The sequence below is a fragment of the Paraburkholderia sp. BR10141 genome (assembly GCF_056155635.1).
Genome location: NZ_JBMIQH010000006.1, coordinates 1 through 22,750, shown reverse-complemented (window position 1 = coordinate 22,750; position 22,750 = coordinate 1). Strand labels below are relative to the sequence as shown.

Annotated in this window: 18 protein-coding genes and 1 tRNA gene; 14 read left to right on the top strand and 5 right to left on the bottom strand. The window is 65.0% G+C overall.

All coding sequences use genetic code 11. The annotated features are described in order from the left end of the window. The first annotated feature begins 126 nt into the window (after positions 1–126). From ACOJB8_RS10355 to guaD, 6 genes are all read left to right on the top strand, one after another. Positions 127–657: a disulfide bond formation protein B gene (locus ACOJB8_RS10355; protein ID WP_069262660.1), complete on the top strand. Its 531-nt coding sequence runs from the start codon at positions 127–129 to the stop codon at positions 655–657. Positions 658–1,030: 373 nt separating this feature from the next. Continuing rightward, positions 1,031–2,587 (top strand): xanthine dehydrogenase small subunit, encoded by a 1,557-nt coding sequence (gene xdhA / locus ACOJB8_RS10350; RefSeq protein ID WP_475012428.1) that lies wholly within the window; start codon positions 1,031–1,033, stop codon positions 2,585–2,587. Positions 2,588–2,610: 23 nt separating this feature from the next. After that, positions 2,611–4,968: a xanthine dehydrogenase molybdopterin binding subunit gene (xdhB, locus tag ACOJB8_RS10345; RefSeq protein WP_475012652.1), complete on the top strand. Its 2,358-nt coding sequence runs from the start codon at positions 2,611–2,613 to the stop codon at positions 4,966–4,968. A gap of 118 nt (positions 4,969–5,086) precedes the next feature. Continuing rightward, on the top strand, positions 5,087–6,145 hold the full coding sequence (xdhC, locus tag ACOJB8_RS10340) for a xanthine dehydrogenase accessory protein XdhC (protein ID WP_069262663.1): 1,059 nt from the start codon (positions 5,087–5,089) through the stop codon (positions 6,143–6,145). Between the two features lie 40 nt (positions 6,146–6,185). Beyond that, a complete protein-coding gene (locus tag ACOJB8_RS10335; RefSeq protein WP_083245121.1) occupies positions 6,186–7,247 on the top strand; it encodes an adenosine deaminase in 1,062 nt (353 codons plus the stop codon). A 243-nt stretch (positions 7,248–7,490) separates the two neighbouring features. Further along, a complete protein-coding gene (gene guaD, locus ACOJB8_RS10330) occupies positions 7,491–8,798 on the top strand; it encodes a guanine deaminase (RefSeq protein WP_069262664.1) in 1,308 nt (435 codons plus the stop codon). Positions 8,799–8,909: 111 nt separating this feature from the next. Here the strand turns inward: guaD and ACOJB8_RS10325 are convergent, their stop codons facing one another. Beyond that, the gene (locus ACOJB8_RS10325; protein WP_321929933.1) at positions 8,910–9,608 is read right to left on the bottom strand and encodes a DUF4136 domain-containing protein; all 699 of its coding nucleotides are present in this window, start codon (positions 9,606–9,608) and stop codon (positions 8,910–8,912) included. A gap of 362 nt (positions 9,609–9,970) precedes the next feature. Between ACOJB8_RS10325 and pepN the strand changes: the two genes are divergently transcribed. The 3 genes from pepN to ACOJB8_RS10310 all read left to right on the top strand — a co-directional run bounded on the left by pepN (position 9,971) and on the right by ACOJB8_RS10310 (position 14,085). Further along, the gene (gene pepN, locus ACOJB8_RS10320; RefSeq protein WP_368728484.1) at positions 9,971–12,661 is read left to right on the top strand and encodes an aminopeptidase N; all 2,691 of its coding nucleotides are present in this window, start codon (positions 9,971–9,973) and stop codon (positions 12,659–12,661) included. A 265-nt stretch (positions 12,662–12,926) separates the two neighbouring features. Continuing rightward, positions 12,927–13,943 carry a class 1 fructose-bisphosphatase gene (locus tag ACOJB8_RS10315; protein WP_368603982.1) on the top strand — a complete coding sequence of 339 codons (1,017 nt, stop codon included), beginning with the start codon at positions 12,927–12,929 and terminating at the stop codon, positions 13,941–13,943. A gap of 66 nt (positions 13,944–14,009) precedes the next feature. After that, positions 14,010–14,085, top strand: a tRNA-Thr gene (locus tag ACOJB8_RS10310). A gap of 126 nt (positions 14,086–14,211) precedes the next feature. On the opposite strand, the gene ACOJB8_RS10305 is transcribed toward ACOJB8_RS10310, so the two are convergent. After that, positions 14,212–15,165 (bottom strand): LysR family transcriptional regulator, encoded by a 954-nt coding sequence (locus tag ACOJB8_RS10305; RefSeq protein WP_368603983.1) that lies wholly within the window; start codon positions 15,163–15,165, stop codon positions 14,212–14,214. Between the two features lie 117 nt (positions 15,166–15,282). Here ACOJB8_RS10305 and ACOJB8_RS10300 point away from each other — a divergent pair, with 117 nt between their 5' ends. The 3 genes from ACOJB8_RS10300 (at position 15,283) to ACOJB8_RS10290 (ending at position 17,956) form a co-directional block, all read left to right on the top strand. Further along, positions 15,283–16,401 carry an aldo/keto reductase gene (locus tag ACOJB8_RS10300; protein ID WP_368603984.1) on the top strand — a complete coding sequence of 373 codons (1,119 nt, stop codon included), beginning with the start codon at positions 15,283–15,285 and terminating at the stop codon, positions 16,399–16,401. Between the two features lie 563 nt (positions 16,402–16,964). Then, positions 16,965–17,114 (top strand): hypothetical protein, encoded by a 150-nt coding sequence (locus ACOJB8_RS10295; RefSeq protein WP_176732842.1) that lies wholly within the window; start codon positions 16,965–16,967, stop codon positions 17,112–17,114. Between the two features lie 251 nt (positions 17,115–17,365). Then, complete coding sequence (locus ACOJB8_RS10290) at positions 17,366–17,956, top strand: chorismate mutase (RefSeq protein WP_069262671.1); 591 nt, start codon at positions 17,366–17,368, stop codon at positions 17,954–17,956. A 6-nt stretch (positions 17,957–17,962) separates the two neighbouring features. Here ACOJB8_RS10290 and ACOJB8_RS10285 read toward each other — a convergent pair whose 3' ends face one another. Further along, on the bottom strand, positions 17,963–19,129 hold the full coding sequence (locus ACOJB8_RS10285) for an exonuclease domain-containing protein (RefSeq protein ID WP_475012422.1): 1,167 nt from the start codon (positions 19,127–19,129) through the stop codon (positions 17,963–17,965). 275 nt (positions 19,130–19,404) lie between these two features. Continuing rightward, complete coding sequence (locus ACOJB8_RS10280) at positions 19,405–19,608, bottom strand: cold-shock protein (RefSeq protein WP_028205165.1); 204 nt, start codon at positions 19,606–19,608, stop codon at positions 19,405–19,407. 410 nt (positions 19,609–20,018) lie between these two features. On the opposite strand from ACOJB8_RS10280, the gene ACOJB8_RS10275 reads away from it, so the two are divergent. Both ACOJB8_RS10275 and ACOJB8_RS10270 read left to right on the top strand, forming a co-directional pair. Beyond that, a complete protein-coding gene (locus tag ACOJB8_RS10275) occupies positions 20,019–20,219 on the top strand; it encodes a hypothetical protein (RefSeq protein WP_083245145.1) in 201 nt (66 codons plus the stop codon). Positions 20,220–20,767: 548 nt separating this feature from the next. Beyond that, positions 20,768–21,919 carry a porin gene (locus tag ACOJB8_RS10270; RefSeq protein ID WP_069262673.1) on the top strand — a complete coding sequence of 384 codons (1,152 nt, stop codon included), beginning with the start codon at positions 20,768–20,770 and terminating at the stop codon, positions 21,917–21,919. A gap of 89 nt (positions 21,920–22,008) precedes the next feature. Here ACOJB8_RS10270 and greB read toward each other — a convergent pair whose 3' ends face one another. Then, complete coding sequence (gene greB / locus ACOJB8_RS10265) at positions 22,009–22,572, bottom strand: transcription elongation factor GreB (protein WP_368728486.1); 564 nt, start codon at positions 22,570–22,572, stop codon at positions 22,009–22,011. Positions 22,573–22,750: the final 178 nt, after the last annotated feature.

The window sequence follows — 22,750 nt, the reverse complement described above, 5'->3', positions numbered from 1 at the left end:
TCGCTTGAGCCCCCCTGCGCGGGGGCAAGGACACGTCCGCGCCGCACGCAACCTTCGCGCTAGAATCCCGTCACGCCGTCGCAGCCGCCCGTGCGCTGCGCCAGATAACCCGAACGAACGAGCCTCATGAACGACGATAACGCGCTGTTGCGCCGCGAGCGCGGCCTGCTGGTCCTCCTTGGCCTGATCTGCCTCGCGCTCCTGGGCGGCGCCCTGTACTTCCAGTATGTCGAGCATCAGGACCCGTGCCCGCTGTGTATCCTGGGGCGCTATTTCCTGATCCTGATTGCGGTCTTCGCCTTTCTCGGCGCGCGTATGACGAGCTGGCGCGGCGTGCGCGTGCTCGAAGCGCTCGTGGTGCTTTCGGCGGCAGGCGGCGCAGTCGCGTCCGCGAAGCTCGTCTGGGTGCAGGCGTTCCCCAACTACAGCTGCGGTTTCGACACGCTGCAGCCCATCGTCGATAGCCTGCCTTTCGCGCACTGGCTGCCAGGCGTGTTCAAGGTCCAGGGTCTTTGCGAAACCACCTACCCGCCGACGCTCGGCCTGACCATGCCGGTGTGGTCGTTGCTCGCCTTCATCATCGTGTTCCTGGCCGTGATCCTGAGCCTGTGGCGCAACCGGCGCCGCCAGGTGTCGTGGCCCGGCATCCGCCGCTGACCGGTTAAAGGGCGCACCGCGCCATTTCAGGCTCCGCCGGCTCTTCAAACGCTTGCGCCGCCCAGCCATCGGGCGGCCCGCCCGCCAGCGCGAGGCGAGCGTGAGCCTTGCACCGTAGCATCGAATCGCGCACGACTTGCGCACCTTCCCCGGCCATCCGGGCGCGATTGCCGCGCGCAGCGGCGTTGCGCCGCCGTGCGCGCTGTGACGGCGTCATGACCCAAGTCACATAACCCCCATCTTGCGGGGGAAATACTTTCCTGCGGCAAGCGGTGCTATCTTCGGAACTGGATGGCGATCTACGTGCGCGAGGCCGGTGTTGGCGCGCCCCTCTCGTAACGCGCGCCTGATCCGCAATGTCCCCGGGTTCACCATGACAACGCAAACCATCCGCTTCCTCCACCGAGGCGCCGTGCACGAAGTGCGCGACCTGCCTCCCACGCGCACGGTGCTTCAGCATCTGCGCGAGGATCTGCATGCCTGCGGCACCAAGGAAGGCTGCGCGGAGGGCGACTGCGGCGCGTGCACGGTCGTCGTGGGTGATCTCGACAGCGAAGGTCATCTCGCGCTCAAGTCCGTCAACGCCTGCATCCAGTTCCTGCCGACCCTCGACGGCCGCGCGCTCTATACCGTCGAAGACCTGCGCCAGCCGGACGGCGCACTGCACCCGGTCCAGCAGGCGATGGTCGATTGCCACGGCTCGCAGTGCGGCTTCTGCACGCCGGGCTTCGTCATGTCCATGTGGGCGCTTTACGAGAACCAGCCCATCGGTGCGGGCCTGCCGACCCGCGAGGAGATCAACGAGGCGCTCTCGGGCAACCTCTGCCGCTGCACCGGCTACCGGCCGATCATCGAAGCGTCGCTGCGCATGTTCGACGAGACCTGCCATGCACGCGTGGCGCTCGATCGCGCTCGCGTCGAAGCGCAGCTGCGCGCGCTGCAGCGCACCGGCACCTTCGAATATCGCGGCCCCGACGTGCGAGGCGCCGCGCACGGTGAAAGCACGTTCTACGCGCCGCGCACGCTCGCCGACTTCGCGGCGCTGCGTGCCGCGCATCCTGACGCGCGGGTGCTCGCGGGCAGCACCGATATCGGCCTGTGGGTCACGAAGCAGTTCCGCGACTTGGGCGACCTCATCTACACCGGCAACGTCGCGGAACTGGCGAGCGTTTCGCGCGACGCGCAGACGCTCACGATCGGCGCGGCCGTCTCGCTCGAAGCTGCCTACGCCGCGCTCGCCATCGATTACCCCGAACTCGCGGAACTGTGGGCGCGCTTCGCCTCGCTGCCGATTCGCAATGCGGGCACGCTCGGCGGCAACGTCGCGAACGGCTCGCCGATCGGCGACTCCATGCCCGCGCTGCTCGCGCTCGATGCCACGCTCGTGCTGCGCCGCGCGGCGCACGTGCGCACGCTGCCGCTCGCGGCCTTCTACACGGGCTACCAGCAGAACGCGCTCGAAGCGGGCGAATTCGTCGAAGCGGTCCGCGTGCCGCGCCCCGCGCCGACACTGCGCTTTCGCACCTACAAGGTCTCGAAGCGCTACGACCAGGATATCTCGGCGGTGTGCGCCGCGTTCGCACTCGACGTGCGCGAGGACGGCACACTCGCGAGCGCACGTATCGCCTACGGCGGCATGGCCGCGATCCCGCAGCGCGCCGCGCTTGCCGAAGCCGCGCTAACCGGCGCACGCTGGGACGAAACCAGTGCGCAGCGCGCGATGGATGCGCTCGCCACCGACTATCAGCCCCTCACTGACATGCGCGCGAGCGGTGCCTATCGCCTGAAGGTCGCGCGCAATCTGCTGTGGCGCTGCTGGCTCGAAACGCGCGACGAGGCCCCGCTCGCGCTTTGCGACGTCAACGCGTTCGCTTTCGCCGAAGGCGACGACGATGACCAGGGCACTGCAGCCGCGGGAGTCACGCCATGAACGATCAGGCCGAAGCGCTCGTCATGCGCCCGCAGCAAGGCGAAGAGCACGCCCACGAGCGCGCGCTCGGCGCACCGCTGCCGCACGAATCCGCCGATGCGCACGTGAGCGGCGAGGCGCGCTACACCGACGACATCCCCGAACTGCACGGCACCGTGCACGCGGCGCTCGGCCTCGCGCGCCATGCGCACGCACGCATCGTCGCGCTGGATCTCGACCGTGTGCGCTCGTCGCCGGGCGTGCTTGCGGTGCTCACTGCCGCCGACATCCCCGGCGAGAACGACTGCGGCCCGGTCGTGCACGACGATCCCGTGCTCGCGAGCGACACCGTCCAATATCTCGGACAGCCCGTGTTCGCGGTGATCGCCACGAGCCACGAGCTCGCACGCCGCGCTGCAGCGCTCGCCGCCAGCGAAGACGTCGTGCGCTACGCGCCGCTCGAACCCGTTCTCAGCATCGAAGAGGCGCGCACGCGCCAGCATTACGTGCTGCCGCCGCTGCGTCTCGTGCGCGGCGCACCCGATGCCGCGCTCGCCGCGGCGCCGCATCGCCTCGCGGGCACGTTTGCCGTGGGCGGCCAGGAGCAGTTCTATCTCGAAGGCCAGGTGGCCTATGCGCTCCCGCAGGAGCAGACAGGCATGCTCGTCTACAGCTCGACACAGCACCCGAGCGAAATGCAGCAGGTCGTCGCGCATCTGCTCGGCTGGCCCGCGCATCGCGTGAGTTGCGAATGCCGGCGCATGGGCGGCGGCTTCGGCGGCAAGGAATCGCAGTCGGCGCTGTTCGCGTGCGTCGCCGCGCTCGCGGCGCACAAGCTGCAGCGGCCCGTGAAACTGCGCGCGGATCGCGACGACGACTTCATGATCACGGGCAAGCGCCACGACGCGCTCTACACGTACGAGGCGGGCTACGACGACGAAGGACGGCTGCTCGGCGCGCGCGTCGAGATCGCGCTGCGCGCGGGCTATTCGGCCGATCTTTCGGGCGCGGTCGCCACGCGCGCGGTATGCCACTTCGACAACGCCTACTTTCTTTCGGATGTCGAAATCGTCGCGCTCTGCTGCAAGACGAACACGCAGTCGAACACTGCGTTTCGCGGCTTCGGCGGCCCGCAAGGCGCGCTCGTGATGGAGGTGATGCTCGACGAGATCGCGCGCGCACTGGGCCGCGATCCGCTCGATGTGCGGCGCGCGAACTATTACGGCATCGGCGAGCGTGATGTCACGCCGTACGGCCAGCGCGTGGAGGACAACGTGCTCGCGCCGCTGACCGACGAACTGCTCGCGTCGAGCCGCTATCACGAGCGCCGCGCGGCCATCGCCGCGTACAACCGCACGAGCCCCGTGCTCAAGCGCGGCATCGCGCTTACACCCGTCAAGTTCGGCATCTCGTTCAACGTGCCGCATCTGAACCAGGCGGGCGCGCTCGTGCATGTGTACCGCGACGGCTCGGTGCTCGTGAACCACGGCGGCACGGAAATGGGCCAGGGGCTCAACACCAAGGTCGCGCAGGTCGTGGCGGGCACGCTCGGCTTGCCGCTCGCACGCGTGCGCGTGAGCGCCGCCGATACCTCGAAGGTCGCCAATACGTCGGCGACGGCCGCCTCCACGGGCAGCGATCTCAACGGCAAGGCCGCCGAAGACGCCGCGCTCACGATCCGCACGCGCCTCGCGGCCTTCGCGGCGGCGCAATACGGCGGCTCGCCCGAAGACGTCGCGTTCGAAGATGTCCAGGTGCGAGCGAACGGTAAGGCGATTGCGTTTGGCGAATTCGTCGAACTCGCCTACATGAAGCGTGTGCAACTGTGGTCCGATGGCTTCTACGCCACGCCCAAAGTGCATTGGGATGCACGTACGCTGACCGGCCATCCGTTCTATTACTTCGCCTATGGCGCAGCGGTGTCCGAAGTGGTCGTCGATACGCTCACGGGCGAATGGAAGCTCGTACGCGCCGACGTGCTGCACGACGCGGGCCAGTCGATCAATCCGGCCATCGATCTAGGCCAGGTGGAAGGCGGCTTCATCCAGGGCATGGGCTGGCTCACCACCGAGGAGCTTTGGTGGAACCGCGACGGGCGGCTCATGACGCATGCCCCGTCCACCTACAAGATTCCAGCGGTGAGCGACACGCCAGAGGCATTCGACGTGAGGCTCTATCGCAGCGGCGGCAACGACAACGTGGAACCGACGGTGTTCCGCTCGAAGGCCGTAGGCGAACCGCCCCTGCTGCTGCCATTCTCGGTATTTCTCGCGATTCGCGAGGCCGTGGGCGCGGCGGTGCCCGAGGCGCGCGAGGCCGCGCCGCTGCGTGCGCCCGCGACGCCTGAAGCGATTCTCGATGCGTTGGACGCGCTGCGGGAAAACCACCGCAAAATGAACTGACCGCGCGAACCGGCCAGCGCTTCGCACACTCCCACCGCGAAGCGCCGCCCGCGCGAGGCCACGAAGATTAACCGGCGGCACAGGCAAGAACGTGCCGCCCCGTAGGGAGAAGCGCCAGATGCAAACCTGGCTTTCCGATCTGCAGCAACTGCTCGCGCACGGCGACGCCGCCGTGCTGGTCACCGTTGCGCGCGTCGAGGGATCGGCGCCGCGCGAGGCCGGCACGAAGATGATCGTCACGCGCGAAGCGGCCCGCCACACCATCGGCGGCGGCCACCTCGAATGGAAGGCCATCGAAATCGCGCGCCAGGTGCTGCGCGACGGCATGCGCACGCCGCACGCGCGACGCCTCGAGCGTCTCGCGCTCGGGCCGAGCCTCGGCCAGTGCTGCGGCGGCGCCGTGGTGCTCGCGTTCGAGCGCCTCGACGTGGCCGACCTCGGCTGGCTCGCCACGCTCGCGCGCCGCCTCGCGGCAGGCGCGTCGACCGTGCGTAGCGTATCATTTCGCTCCTCGCGGAACGGGAGCCCGGAGGGCGAAGGCACCGCGGCCGATCCGGCCATGCTGTCCGAGCCGGAACCGGGCGTGGAAGCGCCCGACTGCCTGCTTTGGGAAACGGGCGGCGCGCTGCTCCTGACCGAAACCATCGCGCCGAACGACTTTCCCGTCGTGCTGTTCGGCGCGGGCCATGTGGGCGCGGCCCTCGTGCGTGTGCTCGGCACGCTGCCCTGCCGCGTGCTGTGGGTCGATGAGCGCGACGCGGCGTTTCCGACGCCCGAGGCGTTCGCGCTGCTGAACGCGCCCAACGTGGCGATCGACGCCAACGACGCGCCCGACGAAGCCGTCGACACGGCCCCGCCCGGCACGAGCTTCATCGTGATGACGCACGATCATTCGCGCGACCTCGATCTCGCCGAGCGCATCCTGCGCCGCGGCGACTTCGTGTTCTTCGGCATGATCGGCTCGCACACGAAGCGCAAGCAGTTCGAGCACCGGCTCGCCGCGCGCGGCATCGATCCCATGCAGATCGCGCGCATGCACTGCCCGCTCGGCGTGGACGGTATCGTCGACAAGTCGCCCGAAGTCATCGCCGTGTCGGCCGCCGCGCAACTGCTGCAGGCGATCGAAGCGGCGAAGCGGGCGAGCGCGGCGCATGCCCCCGCCACCCATTCCGCGTGATGTCAAACACTGAAGAACCCATCAGCGAATCGAACCTAACATGACGATCACGACCACCGCCAACACCGCCGCCAACGCAAAGGCGCTCGTCGAAAAGGCCGCCAATGCGCCGAAGGCCGAGCTGCACATCCATATCGAAGGCTCGCTCGAACCCGAGCTGATCTTCGCGCTCGCGCAGCGCAACAACGTGAAGCTCGCCTACGACTCGATCGACGCGCTGCGCGCCGCCTACGCGTTCACCGACCTGCAGTCGTTCCTCGACATCTACTACGCGGGCGCGAGCGTGCTGCTCTCGGAGCAGGACTTCTACGACATGACGATGGCGTACTGCGAGCGCGCGCTCGCCGACAACGTCGTGCACACCGAAATTTTCTTCGATCCGCAAACGCACACCGAACGCGGCGTGCCGATCGAAACCGTGGTCGCGGGCATCGACCGTGCGCTTGGCGACGCCGAAAAGCGCGGCCTCACGAGCAAGCTGATCCTGTGCTTCCTGCGCCACCTGAGCGAAGCCGATGCGCTCGCCACCTTTGAAGCCGCGCGCCCGCTGTTCGAGCGCTATGCGCGCCTGATCGGCGTGGGCCTCGACTCGTCGGAGCGCGGTCATCCGCCTTCGAAATTCGAGCGCGTGTTCGAGAAGGCGCGGGCGTTGGGGCTGAAGCTCGTCGCGCACGCAGGCGAGGAAGGGCCGCCCTCCTATATTTACGAAGCGCTCGACCTGCTCAAGGTCGACCGCGTCGATCACGGCGTGCGCAGCATCGAAGACGCGGCGCTCGTCACGCGTCTGGCCGACACGCGCGTGGCGCTCACGGTGTGCCCGCTCTCGAACACCAAGCTGTGCGTGTTCGACGACATGACGCAGCACACGCTCAAGGCCCTGCTCGACAAGGGCGTCGCGGTGACTGTCAATTCCGACGATCCCGCCTACTTCGGCGGCTACGTCAACGAGAACTACCGCGCCATCATCGAAGCGCTCGAGCTCGACGACGACGAGGTGTACACGATCCTGCGCAACGGCTTCGAGGCGTCGTTCGTCACGCCCGAAGAGCGCGCCGCGCTGATCGCGAAGCTCGACGCGAACTGGCGTCGCGCAACGGCTTAAGCGTCGACTCAGGCGCAAACTGAAAAGCGGACTCGTCCGCACAGCAAGCCCCAGCCCGGGCTGTCACACGAATCCGGTCCAGCGCGCGAGCGCCGGACCGTGGGCCCTCGCGCGTGCCCTTCTGGCATGGGACCAGAGTAAGCGCTGAAGCGCCAACTCTGGTCGACACGTTTTCAGGAGCGGCACGCGTCATGCGGGGCATGCATTGGACGAATACCTGATTTTTTCGGAGACGAAGTTCCCATGACTCAAACGGCTTACCGCGCGAAACTGTTGACGTTCACAGGCGACCCTGCGCAATCGTCCGACGCCGCTGTCTTTGACGAGGACGGCGTCGTGATCGTCGAAGACGGCCACGTGGTCGCCTCGGGCGCGTGGTCCGCGCTCAAGTCGCGCGTCGATGAAAACGCGACGGTCCACAATCTGCGCGACAAGCTGATCGTGCCGGGCTTCATCGACACGCACATCCACTACCCGCAGACGGACATGATCGCCTCGCCCGCGCCGGGTCTGCTGCCGTGGCTGAACACATACACGTTCCCGACCGAGCGCGGCTTCGAAAACGAAGCGGTGGCGCAGGACACGGCGCGCTTTTTCGTCGACGAGCTGCTCGCCTGCGGCACGACTACGGCGCTCGTGTACTGCACCGTCCACAAGCAGTCCGCCGACGCGCTCTTTACCGCGAGCGAAGCGAAGAACCTGCGCATGGTCGCGGGCAAGGTGCTGATGGACCGCCATTGCCCCGAGTTCCTGCGCGACACGCCGCAAACGGGCTACGACGACAGCGCCGAGCTGATCGGGCGCTGGCACAACCGCGGGCGCCAGATGTATGCGCTTACGCCGCGCTTCGCGCCCACTTCGACCGAAGCGCAGCTCGAAGCGTGCGGCGCGCTCGCGAAGGCGCATGGCGATATCTTCATCCAGAGCCACGTGGCCGAAAACCCGGACGAGGTGAAGTGGGTCAAGGAACTGTTCCCGGGCCATCGCAGCTACCTCGACGTGTACGATCACTACGGACTCCTGCGCAAGCGGGCCGTGTATGGCCACTGCATCTGGCTCGACGATGAAGACCGCCGCCGCATGGCGCATACGGGTACCGTCGCCGCGCACTGCCCGACCTCGAACCTGTTCCTCGGCAGCGGTCTGTTCGACTTCGACAAGGCGGGCGAATCGTCGATGCCCGTCACGCTCGCCACCGACGTGGGCGGCGGCACCTCGTTCTCCATGCTGCAAACCATGAACGAGGCGCACAAGGTCGCGCGCATGGGCGGCCACCACCTCACGGCCACGCGCATGTTCTGGCTCGCGACCGCGGGCGCGGCGCAGGCGCTCGATCTCGCCGACAAGATCGGCACGCTCGCGCCCGGCAGCGAAGCGGACTTCGTCGTGCTCGATGCGCAGGCCACGCCGCTGCTCGCGCGGCGCACGGCGCGCGCCGAATCGCTCGAGGAGTTGCTGTTCGCGCTCGCCCTGCTCGGCGACGACCGCGCCGTGTTCGAGACCTACGCGGCAGGCAAGCGCGTGCACAGCCGCGACGGCGCGCGGCGCTGAAGGCCCCGCCCGGCGCGGGTTACAGGAAAAAGCGTCAGACTGCAATCCGCGCCTGGGCGCCGGATACGAGGCCCGGCGCGTCGCTTACTGGGCGGGCACGACGATACGTGCCTATTTCGCCGGCGCGTTCCCCGTCGCGGCCGCCCCGCCCTGCCCCGCACCCGCCGGGGCCGCGGCTGTCTCGTTCGGAGCGCCGCCGTTCTTGCCGACCGGGATCTTGACCTCCGTGACCGTGCCATTGGCCAGCGGGAAATTCCCCAGCGCGCTCTGCACGAGAAAAGGCATCACGCGCACGAGCGAGGGATCGTCGCCCGAGGTGCGCGCCTGCACGTTATAGACCTCCTTGCCGCTCGCCTTTTCCGTGATGCGAATGCCTAGCGCATGCGAATACACGGGATAGCTCTGGTTGACGTAGGCGGGCTGATACGGTCCCCACGCGCCCCACGGGTTCCACGGCCCCCAGTACGGGCCCGGCCAGGGGTTGTAGAACACGGGCTGCGCGACCGTCACCGTGTCGGTGCGGCTGCCGTAGGCGAGGCCCACCAGATAGCGCGCCTGCGGCTCGGGCACGAGGCGGAACGCGTGCATGGCGAGCCCGTTGGCCACGAACTGCTCGTAGGTGCTCTGCTCGATGCTCTGGTTCTGCTCGGGGCTGCGTTTGAACGCGAAGGTGCGCGTGGCGTCGCTGCCGCCGTCCCATGCGGAGAAGGCGGTCACCTGGCTCGTCACGTACGTCGTGCAGCCGGAGAGCGTGAGAGCGAGCGCCGCCAGCATCAGGAGGGCGCGGCGGGTCCATCTGTCGTGCATCATGGTCTTCTCATAGCAGTGTTGCTTCAGTTGGAAAAGTGCAGTCGTGGGGGCCGCTCTCTCCGATACGATCGTTGCGCCGCGCTTATTCCGTATCCGCTCCGTGCGCATTGCGCGCCGGTCGTGTCTTGTTTTGCGCTCCGCCAGCCGCGCGGCAGGGCCTGATCATACTGACTCGCGGCCCGGCGCGAAAGTTCGGCGGCCGTGCCCCGACGGACAAAGCGGCCCGAGCCTTTGTACAATGGGGCGATCCGCCGCGCTCCCGCGACGGCAGGCAGCGCCCGCGGGCGCACACGCCGCCGCGGCCGGCCCATTCGATCAACACCGAGCGATCCCCCCCGATCCGACCCGCCCCTATCCAGACCATGTCCGATACCGCCACGCCCACCGTGATCCGCCGCGAAGACTACGCGCCGCCCGCGTTTCTGATCGATACCGTCGACCTCGAATTCGACCTCGTGCCCGAGCGCACGATCGTCAAGAGCACGTTGCGCGTGCGTCGCAATCCCGATGCGCAGCCCACCGCGCATCTCGAACTCATGGGCGAGCAACTCGAATTCATCGGCGCGGCGATCGACGGCAAGCCGTACGCGAATGTGCGCGCACACGAACACGGGCTCACGATCGAGAACGTGCCCGAAACTTTCGAGCTCACGCTCACCGGCGCGTGCGCGCCCGCCGCCAACACCACGCTCTCGGGCCTGTACGTGTCGAGCGGCAACTTCTTCACGCAATGCGAAGCCGAAGGCTTTCGCCGCATCACCTGGTTCCTCGACCGGCCCGACGTGATGGCGACCTACACGGTGACGCTGCGCGCAGACAAGACCGCCTACCCGGTGCTGCTCTCGAACGGCAACCTGATCGCCGAAGGCGAGCTGCCCGACGGCCGTCACTATGCGAAATGGGAAGACCCGTTCCGCAAACCGAGCTATCTGTTCGCGCTCGTGGCGGGCAAGCTCGTGGCGCTGGAAGAGCGCATCCAGAGCGGCTCGGGCAAGGAAAAGCTGCTGCAGGTCTGGGTCGAGCCGCACGATCTCGACAAGACGCGCCACGCCATGGACTCGCTCGTCCACTCGATCCACTGGGACGAGCAGCGCTTTGGCCTCGAGCTCGATCTCGACCGCTTCATGATCGTCGCCGTGAGCGACTTCAACATGGGCGCGATGGAGAACAAGGGGCTCAACATCTTCAACACGAAGTACGTGCTCGCGAATCCGGAAACGGCCACCGATGTCGATTTCGCCAACATCGAGGCCGTGGTCGGCCACGAGTACTTTCACAACTGGACCGGCAACCGCGTGACCTGCCGCGACTGGTTCCAGCTGAGCCTGAAGGAAGGCCTCACGGTGTTCCGCGACCAGGAGTTCTCGGCGGCGATGTCGGGCGGCGACGAGAACGAAGCGGCGCGCGCGACCAAACGCATCGAAGACGTGCGCGTGCTGCGCCAGATGCAGTTCGCCGAAGACGCAGGCCCGATGGCGCATCCAGTGCGCCCCGAGAGCTACGTCGAGATCAACAACTTCTACACGATGACCGTCTACGAAAAAGGCGCGGAAGTCGTGCGGATGTATCAAACGCTGCTCGGCCGCGATGGCTTCCGCAAAGGCATGGACCTGTACTTCCAGCGCCACGACGGCCAGGCCGTGACCTGCGACGACTTCCGCCACGCCATGGCCGACGCCAATGGCCGCGACCTCGCGCAGTTCGAGCGCTGGTACAGCCAGGCGGGCACGCCGCGCGTGAGTGTGAGCACGAGCTATGACGAAGGCACGCGCTGCTACAGCGTGACGCTCACGCAGGGCTACGCCAACGGTTCGCCCGCCGCGCGCGAAACGCAGAGGGGCCCGCTGCACATTCCGTTTGCGATCGGCCTGATCGGCCCGGACGGCGCGGACCTGCCGCTGCGCCTCGAAGGCGAAGCCGCCGCGCACGGCACGACGCGCGTGCTGGAGTTGACCGACACACAGCAGACCTTCACGTTCGCCGATGTGATGGCCAAGCCCCTGCCCTCGCTGCTGCGCAACTTCTCGGCGCCGGTCATCGTCGACTACGACTACGGCAACGACGAACTCGCGTTCCTGCTCGCGCACGACAGCGATGCGTTCAACCGTTGGGAAGCGGGCCAGCGCCTCGCCACGCGCGAACTGCTCGCGCTCGCCGGGCGCGCCGCCGCGGGCCAGCCGCTCGACATCAACGACGCGCTCGTCGATGCCTTCCGCCGCGTGCTGACCGACGAATCGCTCTCGCCGTCGTTCCGCGAGCTTGCGCTCATGCTGCCTTCGGAAACGTATCTCGCCGAGCAGATGACCGAATCCGATCCGGCCGCCGTGCATGCCGCGCGCCAGTTCGTGCGCAAGCAACTGGCAACGGTGCTGCAAGGCGAATGGCTCGCGGCCTATGAGCGCAATGTCACGCCTGGCGCGTACGAGCCGACGCCCGAGGCGGCCGGGCACCGCGGGTTGAAGAACCTCGCGCTCTCGTATCTCCCGGAACTCGACGACTCCGCGCAAGCGGTACGGCTCGCCACGGCGCAGTACGACGCCGCGAACAACATGACCGACCGTTCGGCGGCGCTTTCCGCGCTGTTGAACGTGCAGGCGGCCACGGGCGGCGACGTCGCGCGCCGCGCGCTCGAAGACTTCTACGTGCGCTTCGAGAAGGAACCGCTCGTGATCGACAAGTGGTTCGCGCTGCAAGCCACGCAACGGGGCACTGCGCAACGCCCGACCATCGAAACGGTGCGCGCGCTGATGGGCCACCCGGCGTTCAACATCAAGAACCCGAACCGCGCACGCTCGCTGATCTTCAGCTTCTGCGCGGCGAACCCCGCGCAGTTCCATGCCGCCGACGGATCGGGCTACGCGTTCTGGGCCGACCAGGTGATCGCGCTCGACGCGCTCAATCCGCAGGTCGCGGCGCGCCTCGCCCGCAATCTCGAACTGTGGCGCCGCTTCACGCCCGCACTGCGTGACGCGATGCGAGCGGCGCTGGAGCGCGTCGCCGCCGAAGCCAAATCGCGCGATGTACGCGAGATCGTCGAAAAAGCGCTGGCTTGATCAGACGAAACATAGCGATTGGGCGAACAACGCGCGGCGGCCGGGCAGCGCCGCGCGGCGATACACGAACCGGCCTTCGCGCCGGTTTTTTTGCGCATTTTTTCACGATTATTTTTGGCGGGGTGAAGCGACCCGTCGCCGCGCGAAAAGCCGCTCCAGCAAGCCCAGCGGCGCCCCGGCGCTTTATTTTGCGTGGCTGTGCGGCGGGCGGTCACAGTCGAGCGGGTAGAATTGCGACATCCCTAAGCGTATCCGGAGTACTGCAATGGCTTTGCAACGTCGCACCACCCTCACCAAGTACCTGATCGAGCAGCAGCGCCAGCACAGCAATCTGCCCGCCGACCTGCGTCTTCTGATCGAAGTCGTCGCGCGCGCGTGCAAGGCGATCAGCTTCAACGTCAGCAAGGGCGCGCTCGGTGACGCCCTCGGCACGGCCGGCAGCGAGAACGTCCAGGGCGAAGTGCAGAAGAACCTCGACATCCTCTCGAACGAAATCCTGCTCGACGCCAACGAATGGGGCGGCAACCTCGCCGCGATGGCCTCGGAGGAAATGGAAACGTTCTTCCCGATTCCGGCCAACTATCCGAAGGGCGAATACCTGCTCGTGTTCGATCCGCTCGACGGCTCGTCGAACATCGACGTGAACGTGTCGATCGGCACGATCTTCTCGGTGCTGCGCTGCCCGGACGGCCAGCAGGCAACCGAGGAATCGTTCCTGCAGCCCGGCACGAAGCAGGTCGCCGCAGGCTACGCCGTGTACGGCCCGCAAACGGTGCTCGTGCTCACGACCGGCCACGGCGTGAACTGCTTCACGCTCGACCGTGAACTGGGCTCGTGGGTGCTCACGCAGAGCAACATGCGCATTCCGGAAGAGACGCGCGAATACGCGATCAATGCGTCGAACGCACGCCACTGGTATGAGCCGGTGCAGAAGTACATCGGCGAGCTGAACGCCGGCAAGGACGGCGCGCGCGGCGAGAACTTCAACATGCGCTGGATTGCCTCGATGGTCGCGGACGTGCACCGCATTCTGAACCGCGGCGGCATCTTCATGTACCCGGCCGACAAGCGCGATCCGTCCAAGCCCGGCAAGCTGCGCCTGATGTACGAAGCGAACCCGATGTCGTTCATCGTCGAACAGGCGGGCGGCATGGCGACCAACGGCGAAGAGCGCATTCTCGACATCCAGCCGAAGAGCCTGCATGAGCGCGTTGCCGTGTTCCTCGGCTCGAAGAGCGAGGTCGAGCGCGTCACGCGCTACCACCACGAAGCGAAAAAATGAAAAAAGAGGAGGGAAGGGCTTGCATAGTTCGCGGAGACTTCCTATAATCTTTCTTCTCTGATGCGCGCCGGAATAGCTCAGACGGTAGAGCAGCGCATTCGTAATGCGAAGGTCGGGGGTTCGATTCCTCTTTCCGGCACCAGGATTCAAGCAAAAAGCCCAGTCTTCGACTGGGCTTTTTGCTTTGTGGCGTCGGCGTGCACGCAGCGGCCTCGCCCGCCTCTGCCATCCCATCCTCCCATCGCCCCCCAAGTCGCGCTACCTGAGCTTAAGCGCCCTCACGCTTCTCGCGCAGAAAGTCGATGAACGCACGCAGCTTGGGCGGCAACTGCGCACGTCCGACCGTATACAAATAGAACCCCGGAAACGATGCGCCCCACGGCTCGAGCACCGGCACGAGCCGGCCTTCCTCCAGCGGCGCGCGCACGTAATCCTCGATCACGTGCAGAAGACCCACGCCCTGCTCCGAGGCGCGCACCATGGTACGCAGATCGTTCGTCACGAAGCGGCCCTCGGTGACCACTTCGAACACGCGCCCTGGGTCGCCCGGCTGCGCGAACTCCCATCGGTAGACCCCACCCGTCGCGAAGCGATAGTGCAGGCAATCATGCGCGGCCAGGTCGTCGGGGGTGACCGGCCGGCCGTGGCGTTCGAAGTATGCGGGCGAGCCCACCACGACGATGCGAACCGGCCCGCCGATCGGCACCGCCACCATGCCCGGCGCAACCGATTCGCCCAGGCGAATGCCTGCATCGAAGCCGTCGCCGACCAGATCGGCAAAACCATCGTCGAGCGCGAGTTCGAGCTTGATCTGCGGATAACGCGTCATGAATTCCGCGAGGTGCGGCATGACGAGCAGCTCGCTCGCCACGCGCGGCAGGTTGATGCGCAGCGTGCCGGCCGGCGCGTCGCGCGAGGCGTCGAGCGCCTCGAACGCCGCCTCGATCTGTGAGAGCGCGGGCTGGACGCGCGCGAGAAACTGCGCGCCGGCCTCGGTCAGCGCGACCCGGCGCGTCGTGCGATTGAAGAGCCTCACGCCGAGTTGCGCTTCGAGCGCACGCACGGTTTGCGATAGCGCCGACGTCGAGAAGCCCGCGGCGGACGCCGCACGCGTGAAGCTGCCGTGGCGCGCGACAGCAGCCACCGCCAGCAGTGCAGGCAGGCGTCCCGCCAGTCCCGAGGTGACGGGCGGCGCTAACGCCGGAGTGGAAACCGGGCTCATCTCGTCTCCATTGTGAAGCCTGACTTCACAGTGCTTTCAGGTGAACCCGATTTTTCCACAAAAAGGAATAGCGCAAGATGAGTTCGCGTTCGCCAATCACTCTTTGAGGAAACCGCCATGAAACTCGACAGCTATACCCTGCTCGGCCGCTCGGGCCTACGCGTCAGCCCCATCGCCCTCGGCACGATGACGTTCGGCACCGAATGGGGCTGGGGCGCCGACGAAGCCGCCGCACAGCGACTCTTCGACCTCTATGTCGACGCAGGCGGCAATTTCATCGATACCGCCGATCTCTATACAGAAGGCACGAGCGAAACCTGGGTCGGGCGCTTCGCGGCGGCACGCGGTCTGCGTGAGCGACTCGTCATCGCCACCAAGTATTCATACAACGCGCAAGCGGGCAATCCGAACGCCGGCGGCAACCATCGCAAGAACCTGCTGCGTGCGCTCGACGGCTCGCTCAAACGCCTCGGCACCGACTACATCGATCTCTATTACCTGCATACGTGGGACCGTATGACGCCCGTCGACGAAGTGATGCGCGCCATGGACGACGCCGTGCGCGCCGGCAAGATCCGCTACGTGGGCCTCTCCGACGTGCCCGCCTGGTACGCGGGCCGCGCGCAGACGCTGGCCGACTGGCGCGGCTTCGAGCCGGTAGCCGCCATGCAGCTCGAATACTCCCTGATCGAGCGCAACGCGGAACACGAATTCGCCGATCTCGCGACGCAACTCGGCATGGGGCTCGTGCCCTGGAGTCCGCTCGGCATGGGCGTGCTGTCGGGAAAATATCGGCCGTCGCAGGCAAGCGAAGGCGTGAGCGGTGCGGGCCGCTTGCAGACGATGGGCGCCAAGCCGCCGCCCGGCTTCGACAAGCTCTCGGCGCGCAACTTCGCGATCGTCGCCGAGCTCGAGCGGGTCGCGCACGAGGCCAACCGGCCCATGGCGCAGGTCGCGTTGAACTGGCTGTATCAGAAGCGCGGCGTGGCGAGCATCATCGTGGGCGCGACCAGGTCGGAGCAACTCGAAGAGTCGCTTGGCGCGCTCGACTTCACGCTCGCGCCCGAACTGGTCGCGCGTCTCGATGCGGCCTCCGAGCCCGCACACCCGTTCCCGTACTACATGTTCGCGGACGTCCACCAGTCACGTATTCACGGTCAGGTGGACGTGCGCGCGACGCCCGCGAACCATGCTCACGTGCAGCGCGTGCCGGCGCCGCCGGAGGCCCAAACGTAACGAATTATCGGAGTGCATCAAGAGGGCGCGCCCCAATGCGCGGCCATTTACGCACGTTCGGTCATTAATCGCGGCCAAATGACGCGCAACAAAGTATTAATCGCCCAATTGGATAGAAACGGTCGCTTACATAGTTTTAATTCTTATTAACGTTTCGACGTCAACGGCTAAGCATAATCGACCGTTGTACATAAACGGTATGTGCCAGCCAAGCCCCGAGGGACCGGCCCGCCCTTGCGGCGTCGCGCAATACGAACGCGGCAAGGCGGCAGGACCCGCGCCGTGCTCAGACCCGGGGGAAGTGCGCTCGTGGCGTTGTGCGAGTGCAGCAGATGCTGCGCGGGAGTGTTGGGAGAAACGTGGGACGTGCGGTGGGACGTGCGCGATTCACGCAGCATGCGACAGTATGAAGGACATCTCAACAATTATATTCCCGCGCCGTTAATCATTTGTATCGCTGTGCGAAGAAGCAACACGCGTGCGAGAAAAGCACTGTTACCGTAAGCGGGACTAGCGCAGCAGAAGTAGCGAGCCGGATAATCGGCTTACATAGGAGAAAGATCATGGACGCCAAACCGCCAAGGGTTCCGACCCCGGACCAAGTCTTCAGCCCGGATCCGGAACCGGTGGCCGTTGAGTTTCTCGGCGATGAATTGCCCGCTCACGTGCGCGCATTTCTCGATGAGCAACGCAAGGCACACGAACAGAAGTGACGGGGAAATGCACACGTACGCGCTCGCGAGCACGCGGTAGACGTTCGTGTGACTAAAGACACGCGTAGCTCGGGGACGCGCGTGTCGTGCTGCGCGCAGTTTTGCGCAATAGCAGCTTGCACCCGGCGCGCTGGATCGCGGGCGCGCCTCGATGCGACCATCTCGAAGATTCGACCTCAGCGCCGTTAGACGCAAGCGCGCCATAACCGGCTATGCTTCTGTTTTTATTGCCGGCGTCTCTCTTCCACTCGATGACATTGCTGACCCGTGCGAGCGCGCGTTGCGCTGCAGCGCTGCTCTTCGCCCTGCCGATCGCATCCGTCCACGCCGACGGTGACGACACCGCCCTGACCAACCTCGTCGCGCTCGTTTCCCAGCGGCTGGCGCTCGCCGAACCGGTCGCGCACTGGAAATGGCAGCATCACAAGCCGATCACCGATACGCCCCGCGAAGACGCCCTGCTCGCCGACGTGCAGAAGCGCGCCACGGCAGCCGGCGTCGATCCCGCGTTTGCGCGTGCATTCTTCCGCGATCAGATCGATGCCAGCACGCAAATGCAGAAGTCGCTATTCGACACGTGGCGTGCCTCCCAGGCGCCCAGCGACCCGGCACCCGATCTCGCTACGGCGACACGGCCGCAACTCGACAGACTCACCGGACAATTGATCGGCGCGCTCGCACGCGTGCAGCCGCTGCGCAGCGCACCGGATTGCCCGGCGCGCGTCGCAAGGACGGTGGCGAACTGGAAAGAGCTCACACGATACGACTCCGCGCGCACGAATGCGATGAATCAGGCGCTGGAACACGTGTGCGAATCGGGCGGCGTGGGCGGAACCGCCTAAGCGCTGCTATGCCGCGCTCGTGAGGCCGTCGGCCTCGGAGGGCTGCAGCACCTGCACGCGAAGGCCGCGTTCGAAGTGCGTCTGCAGGATGCGCCAGGTCGAGAGCTCGAATACCCGCTCGGCGCTGTGGTCCACCAGCGCCTCAGCCTCGGTAGTGGTGGGAAAGGCGCCCATATAGCACCAGCGATCGATCAGGTGATAAACGTCGGCGCCATTCGTCGAGTCCTGCTCGAGCACGACCACTGCGCCGCCGAATGGCCAGGGCGCCGCCCCAAGGTCGGCAGGGTCGCGCTTCGACACACGCGGCATGCGATTGAACGAGGGCTTGAGCGTGGCGATCCATTGCGCCTCGACAAGGAGCGCGCCAAGCTCGCCGCCTGTCGCTCGCCACTCCACGCGACGGACCTGCTGCGCCATCCGTTGTTCGCGCGACGAGCGCCGCTCACCCGAAAGATGCGCACGCACACGCTGGCGCACCCGCACGCTGCGCCCCACATAGAGCGGGACGTCGCTCTCGCCGTAGAACGCATACACGCCGTGGCCTGCCGGCGCCGTGTCGATGAGTTCGTCGGTGATGTCGCCGGCGAGTACGTGGCGGCGCGTCGTACGCTCGATCTGCGACGCCAGCGCTTCCCCGGGCACTAGCACGGGTAGCCGCTGCCAGAATTGCCAGAGGAGATCGGCGTCGGCGAGCGCGCGATGTCGATCGGACGGCACGAGCGCGTGGCGTTCGACCAGCGCGTCGAGCCCGTGGCGCTTCTCACCCGGAAAAAGCGCCCGCGAAAGGCGCACGGTGCACAGCACATCGGGGTTGAAGGAATAACCGGCACGCTCGAACTCTGCGCGCAGAAAGCCGCGATCGAAGGCCGCGTTGTGCGCCACAAAGAGCTTGCCGGCGAGTCGCTCGTGGAGTTCCGCGGCAATCTCGGCGAAGCGCGGCGCGCCGCGCACCATCTGGTCCGTAATACCGGTGAGCTGCTGGATAAAGGGCGGGATAGGCTGACCGGGATCGACGAGGGTGCTCCATCGTGTTACCTGTCCTTGGGCCACCTCTACAACGCCAACTTCGGTAATGCGGTGCTCGCCTGGCGAACCGCCGGTCGTCTCGAGGTCCACGAAGACGATGGGAAGATCGCCGGCGGGCTGTGCGGCGCTCGAGGAGGATTCAAACATGGGAAAACGACAGGGGAAATGGAAAACGGCCCAAGTATGCACCGTTTGGACGCCACGCGCCGACGGTTCCGGCAGTGCAACTACGACTTTTGCCTTTTAGTGAAAACCCGAATCAGAAAAATCCCGGATTCCAGGGTTTTCCCGATTAATTCCGCGACTAAAAGCATGACAAGTAGATTTGACTAAATATCAATATGTCAAAATAAAAAACCCCGGGTTTGCCCGGGGCCTGGTGTCGCATGAGCGTACGCGTAGCGAGCGCTCGCACGCTGTACTTACAGCGGCTGAATGTTCGCGGCCTGCTTGCCCTTCGGACCGACCTTGACGTCGAACGACACACGCTGGTTCTCCTTCAACGACTTGAAGCCGTCGGCGCGGATTTCCGAGAAGTGCGCGAACAGATCGTCGCCGCCCGCGTCAGACGTGATGAAGCCAAAGCCCTTCGCATCATTGAACCATTTGACGATACCGGTTTCCATGTTTCAGTTTCCCTCGAGATTTTAATGACGCGGGTAATAACCCTCACGCCGTATCCAGCCAATTCCCGCCGTCCCGCTTCGCGAATTCCAGGTTTGAAATGCAGCAGAACGAAAATCAGCCTTGCCGTTATACGGGGAACGACAATCGCCAGTCAAGCGAATTTTTTATAACAGCATTCCCGATTCAGCGATAAAAGCGGTACGCATCAAAAAGCGGCAAGAAAATCGTATGCCATCCGAATGAATATATAAAAGTACGTCGTTTTTACCCGATTATCTCGCTCACGTCATTTCTACCGGGAAGTTTTCCCGAAATGTAACAATTCGTGTCAAACGTAAGTGTTTCTCCCGGTTGTTCGAGTAATACATTCAATTCATGATTCATATTGTTAGCGGCATCGGAGGTCATCATGCTGACAGCTCTGCAGCGATGGATTCACTGGCTCGTACAAACGGACGGGATTGCGCCAACGGCTGAAGAAGCCGAAACCTACGGCGCATGGCACGGGGACCACTGGCACAACCTGCTGTGTTCCCCTATGGACGCCAGGCACTACGTAATGGAAGACTGGAGCCTGCAGCCGGAACCGCCGCACGCGGGCACCCGATAAGGTACGCGTAGCGCGCGTGGCTGAAGACAGGCAAAAAAAAGCGCGGCTGAAAAGGCCGCGCCGACAAAGGTTTGGAGATCTTTTTCGTCAACGAAAAAGTCTGCTTCGGAAAGCAGCGATGGAAGTATAGCCGGAGCCAGGTCTCACGATTAAGTATACGGCGCGCAATCATCTGTTACGCTGCGCGCAATAATCAGTTGAAATCGTTTTAGGCCGTTTTCAGCAACCGATTGTTGTAGCGATCGCACAACGCTCGATCGGTTGACAGTTTCATCCCTCTCCCGAGAAATCCGCTCAAAGCCTTTACCAGCAGGGCTTAAGACGAGCGAGATAATCATTTCCGATATCGCAATACTTTATTGCGGAATTCGGAATACCCCCTCTTCGAGCACCCTCTCTACACTCTGCCTGTCTGGAAACCGTCTCGGACTGATTGTCTCGGACTGATTAATTCGTACCACGCGAACTTTGCCTCTCGCTGCGCTTCGCATGGTCGGTTTCCCAAACAGGGTTCAACGAAACCCACCTCTGTTCTCGGAGTTACAAAGATGAAAAAGACTCTCATGGTCGCCGCCCTGACGGGCGTTTTTGCAACGGCTGCACACGCGCAAAGCAGCGTTACGCTGTACGGCCTGATCGACGCAGGCATCACCTACGCAAACAACTCCGGCGGCCACAGCCTCTGGAAGGCATCGAGCGGCACCGTCAACGGCAGCCGTTGGGGCCTGCGTGGCGCTGAAGACCTCGGTGGCGGTCTGAAGGCCATCTTCACGTTGGAAAACGGCTTCAACATCCAGAACGGTACGCTTGGCCAGTCGAGCCGCATGTTCGGCCGCCAGGCGTTCGTCGGTCTGGCAAGCGACCAGTTCGGCGCGGTCACCCTCGGTCGCCAGTACGACTCCGTGGTCGACTACCTTGCACCGCTGTCGAACACCGGGACGCAATACGGTGGCACGATCGCTGCCCACCCGTATGACAACGACAATCTGAACAACTCGGTCCGTTTCAACAACACGATCAAGTACTCGAGCGTCAACTACGCTGGCTTCAAGTTCGGCGGCACGTACTCGTTCTCGAACAGCACCGAATTCGCGAACAACCGTGCGTACAGCTTCGGCGCGACGTATAACTACGCCGGCCTGAACGTTGCAGCTGCTTACCTGCACGCAAACAACAACATCAACAACCAGCAGTTCAACTCGTCTTCGTTCTCGGGCGCGCAAGCGGGCGACTACACGTTCGGCGCAGGCCGCCAAAGCACGTTCGGCGGCGGCGTGAACTACACGTTCGGCCCGGCAACGGCTGGCTTCGTCTACACGCAAACCCAACTGGGCAACGCGATCAACATTTCGCCGGCGCAGTCGGGTACGAGCAAGGGCATCTCGCTGGGCGGTAACAGCGCACGCTTCCAGAACTTTGAAGGCAACATCCGTTACGCTCTGACCCCGGCCCTGAGCCTGGCTGGCGCGTACACGTACACCCGTGCGAACTTCGGCGGCGGCGTGAACCCGAACTACAACACGGTCGCACTGCAGTCGGACTACGCACTGTCGAAGCGCACCGACGTCTACCTGCAAGGCGACTGGCAGCACGTGTCGTCGAACCAGGACGGTATCGGCGCGTACCTGAACGGTCTGGGTTCGGCTTCGACCCGTCAGGACCAGGTTGCTGTGACGGTCGGTATGCGTCACCGCTTCTAAGCAGCACGCTGCTGGCCGTCTCGGCCAGCACTGCAGCTGAAAAAGGCACTCTCGGGTGCCTTTTTTTATTTCTGCGGCAACCGATACGCTCAGCCTCGCGGCGGCGGATAGCGCACGTCCAGGACGTCGATCGGCTCCGGCCCCGCCGGCGTGTGCAGCGTGACCTGATCGCCGATCTTCGCCTTCAGAAGCGCCCGCGCGATGGGTGAAACCCAGCTCACGTGGCCGAGGTCGAGATCGACCTCGTCGATGCCGACAATCGTGATCGAATGCGCCTCGCCGTCCCCGGTGCCGTACTCGACGGTCGCGCCGAAGAATACCTGGTCCACACTCTCCTGCCGGCTGCTGTCCACGACTTCGGCCAGATCCAGTCGCTTCGTGAGGAAGCGGATGCGGCGGTCGATTTCGCGCAGCCGGCGCTTGCCGTAGATGTAGTCGCCGTTTTCGGAACGGTCGCCGTTCGAGGCCGCCCATGAGACGAGCTTGACCACTTCGGGCCGCTCCTCGTCGATCAGGTGCAGCAGTTCGCTGCGCATGCGCTCATAGCCGGCGGGCGTGATGTAGTTCTTCGTGCCGGTGGGAACTTCCGGGAGACCGGCTTCGAGATCGTCGTCGTCGTTGTCGGTCGATTCTTTGACAAATGCCTTGTTCATGATGGGATCACTGCGGTACGTGTACTGATTCAGTCATGACTACCAGCGTACACGAACCTCGCCGCAACACAAATCACGACAGGGCCTTCCCTTTTTTTAAAGCCCTGCTATAATCTCTTTTCTGCGTGCGGCTGTAGCTCAGTTGGATAGAGTACTTGGCTACGAACCAAGGGGTCGT

Excerpts from the sequence above, each read along its gene's own strand:
- ACOJB8_RS10355 (WP_069262660.1), top strand. The coding sequence starts at position 127 with ATGAACGACGATAACGCGCTGTTGCGCCGCGAGCGCGGCCTGCTGGTC.
- xdhA (WP_475012428.1), top strand. The coding sequence starts at position 1,031 with ATGACAACGCAAACCATCCGCTTCCTCCACCGAGGCGCCGTGCACGAA.
- xdhB (WP_475012652.1), top strand. The coding sequence starts at position 2,611 with ATGCGCCCGCAGCAAGGCGAAGAGCACGCCCACGAGCGCGCGCTCGGC.
- xdhC (WP_069262663.1), top strand. The coding sequence starts at position 5,087 with ATGCAAACCTGGCTTTCCGATCTGCAGCAACTGCTCGCGCACGGCGAC.
- ACOJB8_RS10335 (WP_083245121.1), top strand. The coding sequence starts at position 6,186 with ATGACGATCACGACCACCGCCAACACCGCCGCCAACGCAAAGGCGCTC.
- guaD (WP_069262664.1), top strand. The coding sequence starts at position 7,491 with ATGACTCAAACGGCTTACCGCGCGAAACTGTTGACGTTCACAGGCGAC.
- ACOJB8_RS10325 (WP_321929933.1), bottom strand. The coding sequence starts at position 9,608 with ATGATGCACGACAGATGGACCCGCCGCGCCCTCCTGATGCTGGCGGCG.
- pepN (WP_368728484.1), top strand. The coding sequence starts at position 9,971 with ATGTCCGATACCGCCACGCCCACCGTGATCCGCCGCGAAGACTACGCG.
- ACOJB8_RS10315 (WP_368603982.1), top strand. The coding sequence starts at position 12,927 with ATGGCTTTGCAACGTCGCACCACCCTCACCAAGTACCTGATCGAGCAG.
- ACOJB8_RS10305 (WP_368603983.1), bottom strand. The coding sequence starts at position 15,165 with ATGAGCCCGGTTTCCACTCCGGCGTTAGCGCCGCCCGTCACCTCGGGA.
- ACOJB8_RS10300 (WP_368603984.1), top strand. The coding sequence starts at position 15,283 with ATGAAACTCGACAGCTATACCCTGCTCGGCCGCTCGGGCCTACGCGTC.
- ACOJB8_RS10295 (WP_176732842.1), top strand. The coding sequence starts at position 16,965 with ATGGACGCCAAACCGCCAAGGGTTCCGACCCCGGACCAAGTCTTCAGC.
- ACOJB8_RS10290 (WP_069262671.1), top strand. The coding sequence starts at position 17,366 with ATGACATTGCTGACCCGTGCGAGCGCGCGTTGCGCTGCAGCGCTGCTC.
- ACOJB8_RS10285 (WP_475012422.1), bottom strand. The coding sequence starts at position 19,129 with ATGTTTGAATCCTCCTCGAGCGCCGCACAGCCCGCCGGCGATCTTCCC.
- ACOJB8_RS10280 (WP_028205165.1), bottom strand. The coding sequence starts at position 19,608 with ATGGAAACCGGTATCGTCAAATGGTTCAATGATGCGAAGGGCTTTGGC.
- ACOJB8_RS10275 (WP_083245145.1), top strand. The coding sequence starts at position 20,019 with ATGCTGACAGCTCTGCAGCGATGGATTCACTGGCTCGTACAAACGGAC.
- ACOJB8_RS10270 (WP_069262673.1), top strand. The coding sequence starts at position 20,768 with ATGAAAAAGACTCTCATGGTCGCCGCCCTGACGGGCGTTTTTGCAACG.
- greB (WP_368728486.1), bottom strand. The coding sequence starts at position 22,572 with ATGAACAAGGCATTTGTCAAAGAATCGACCGACAACGACGACGACGAT.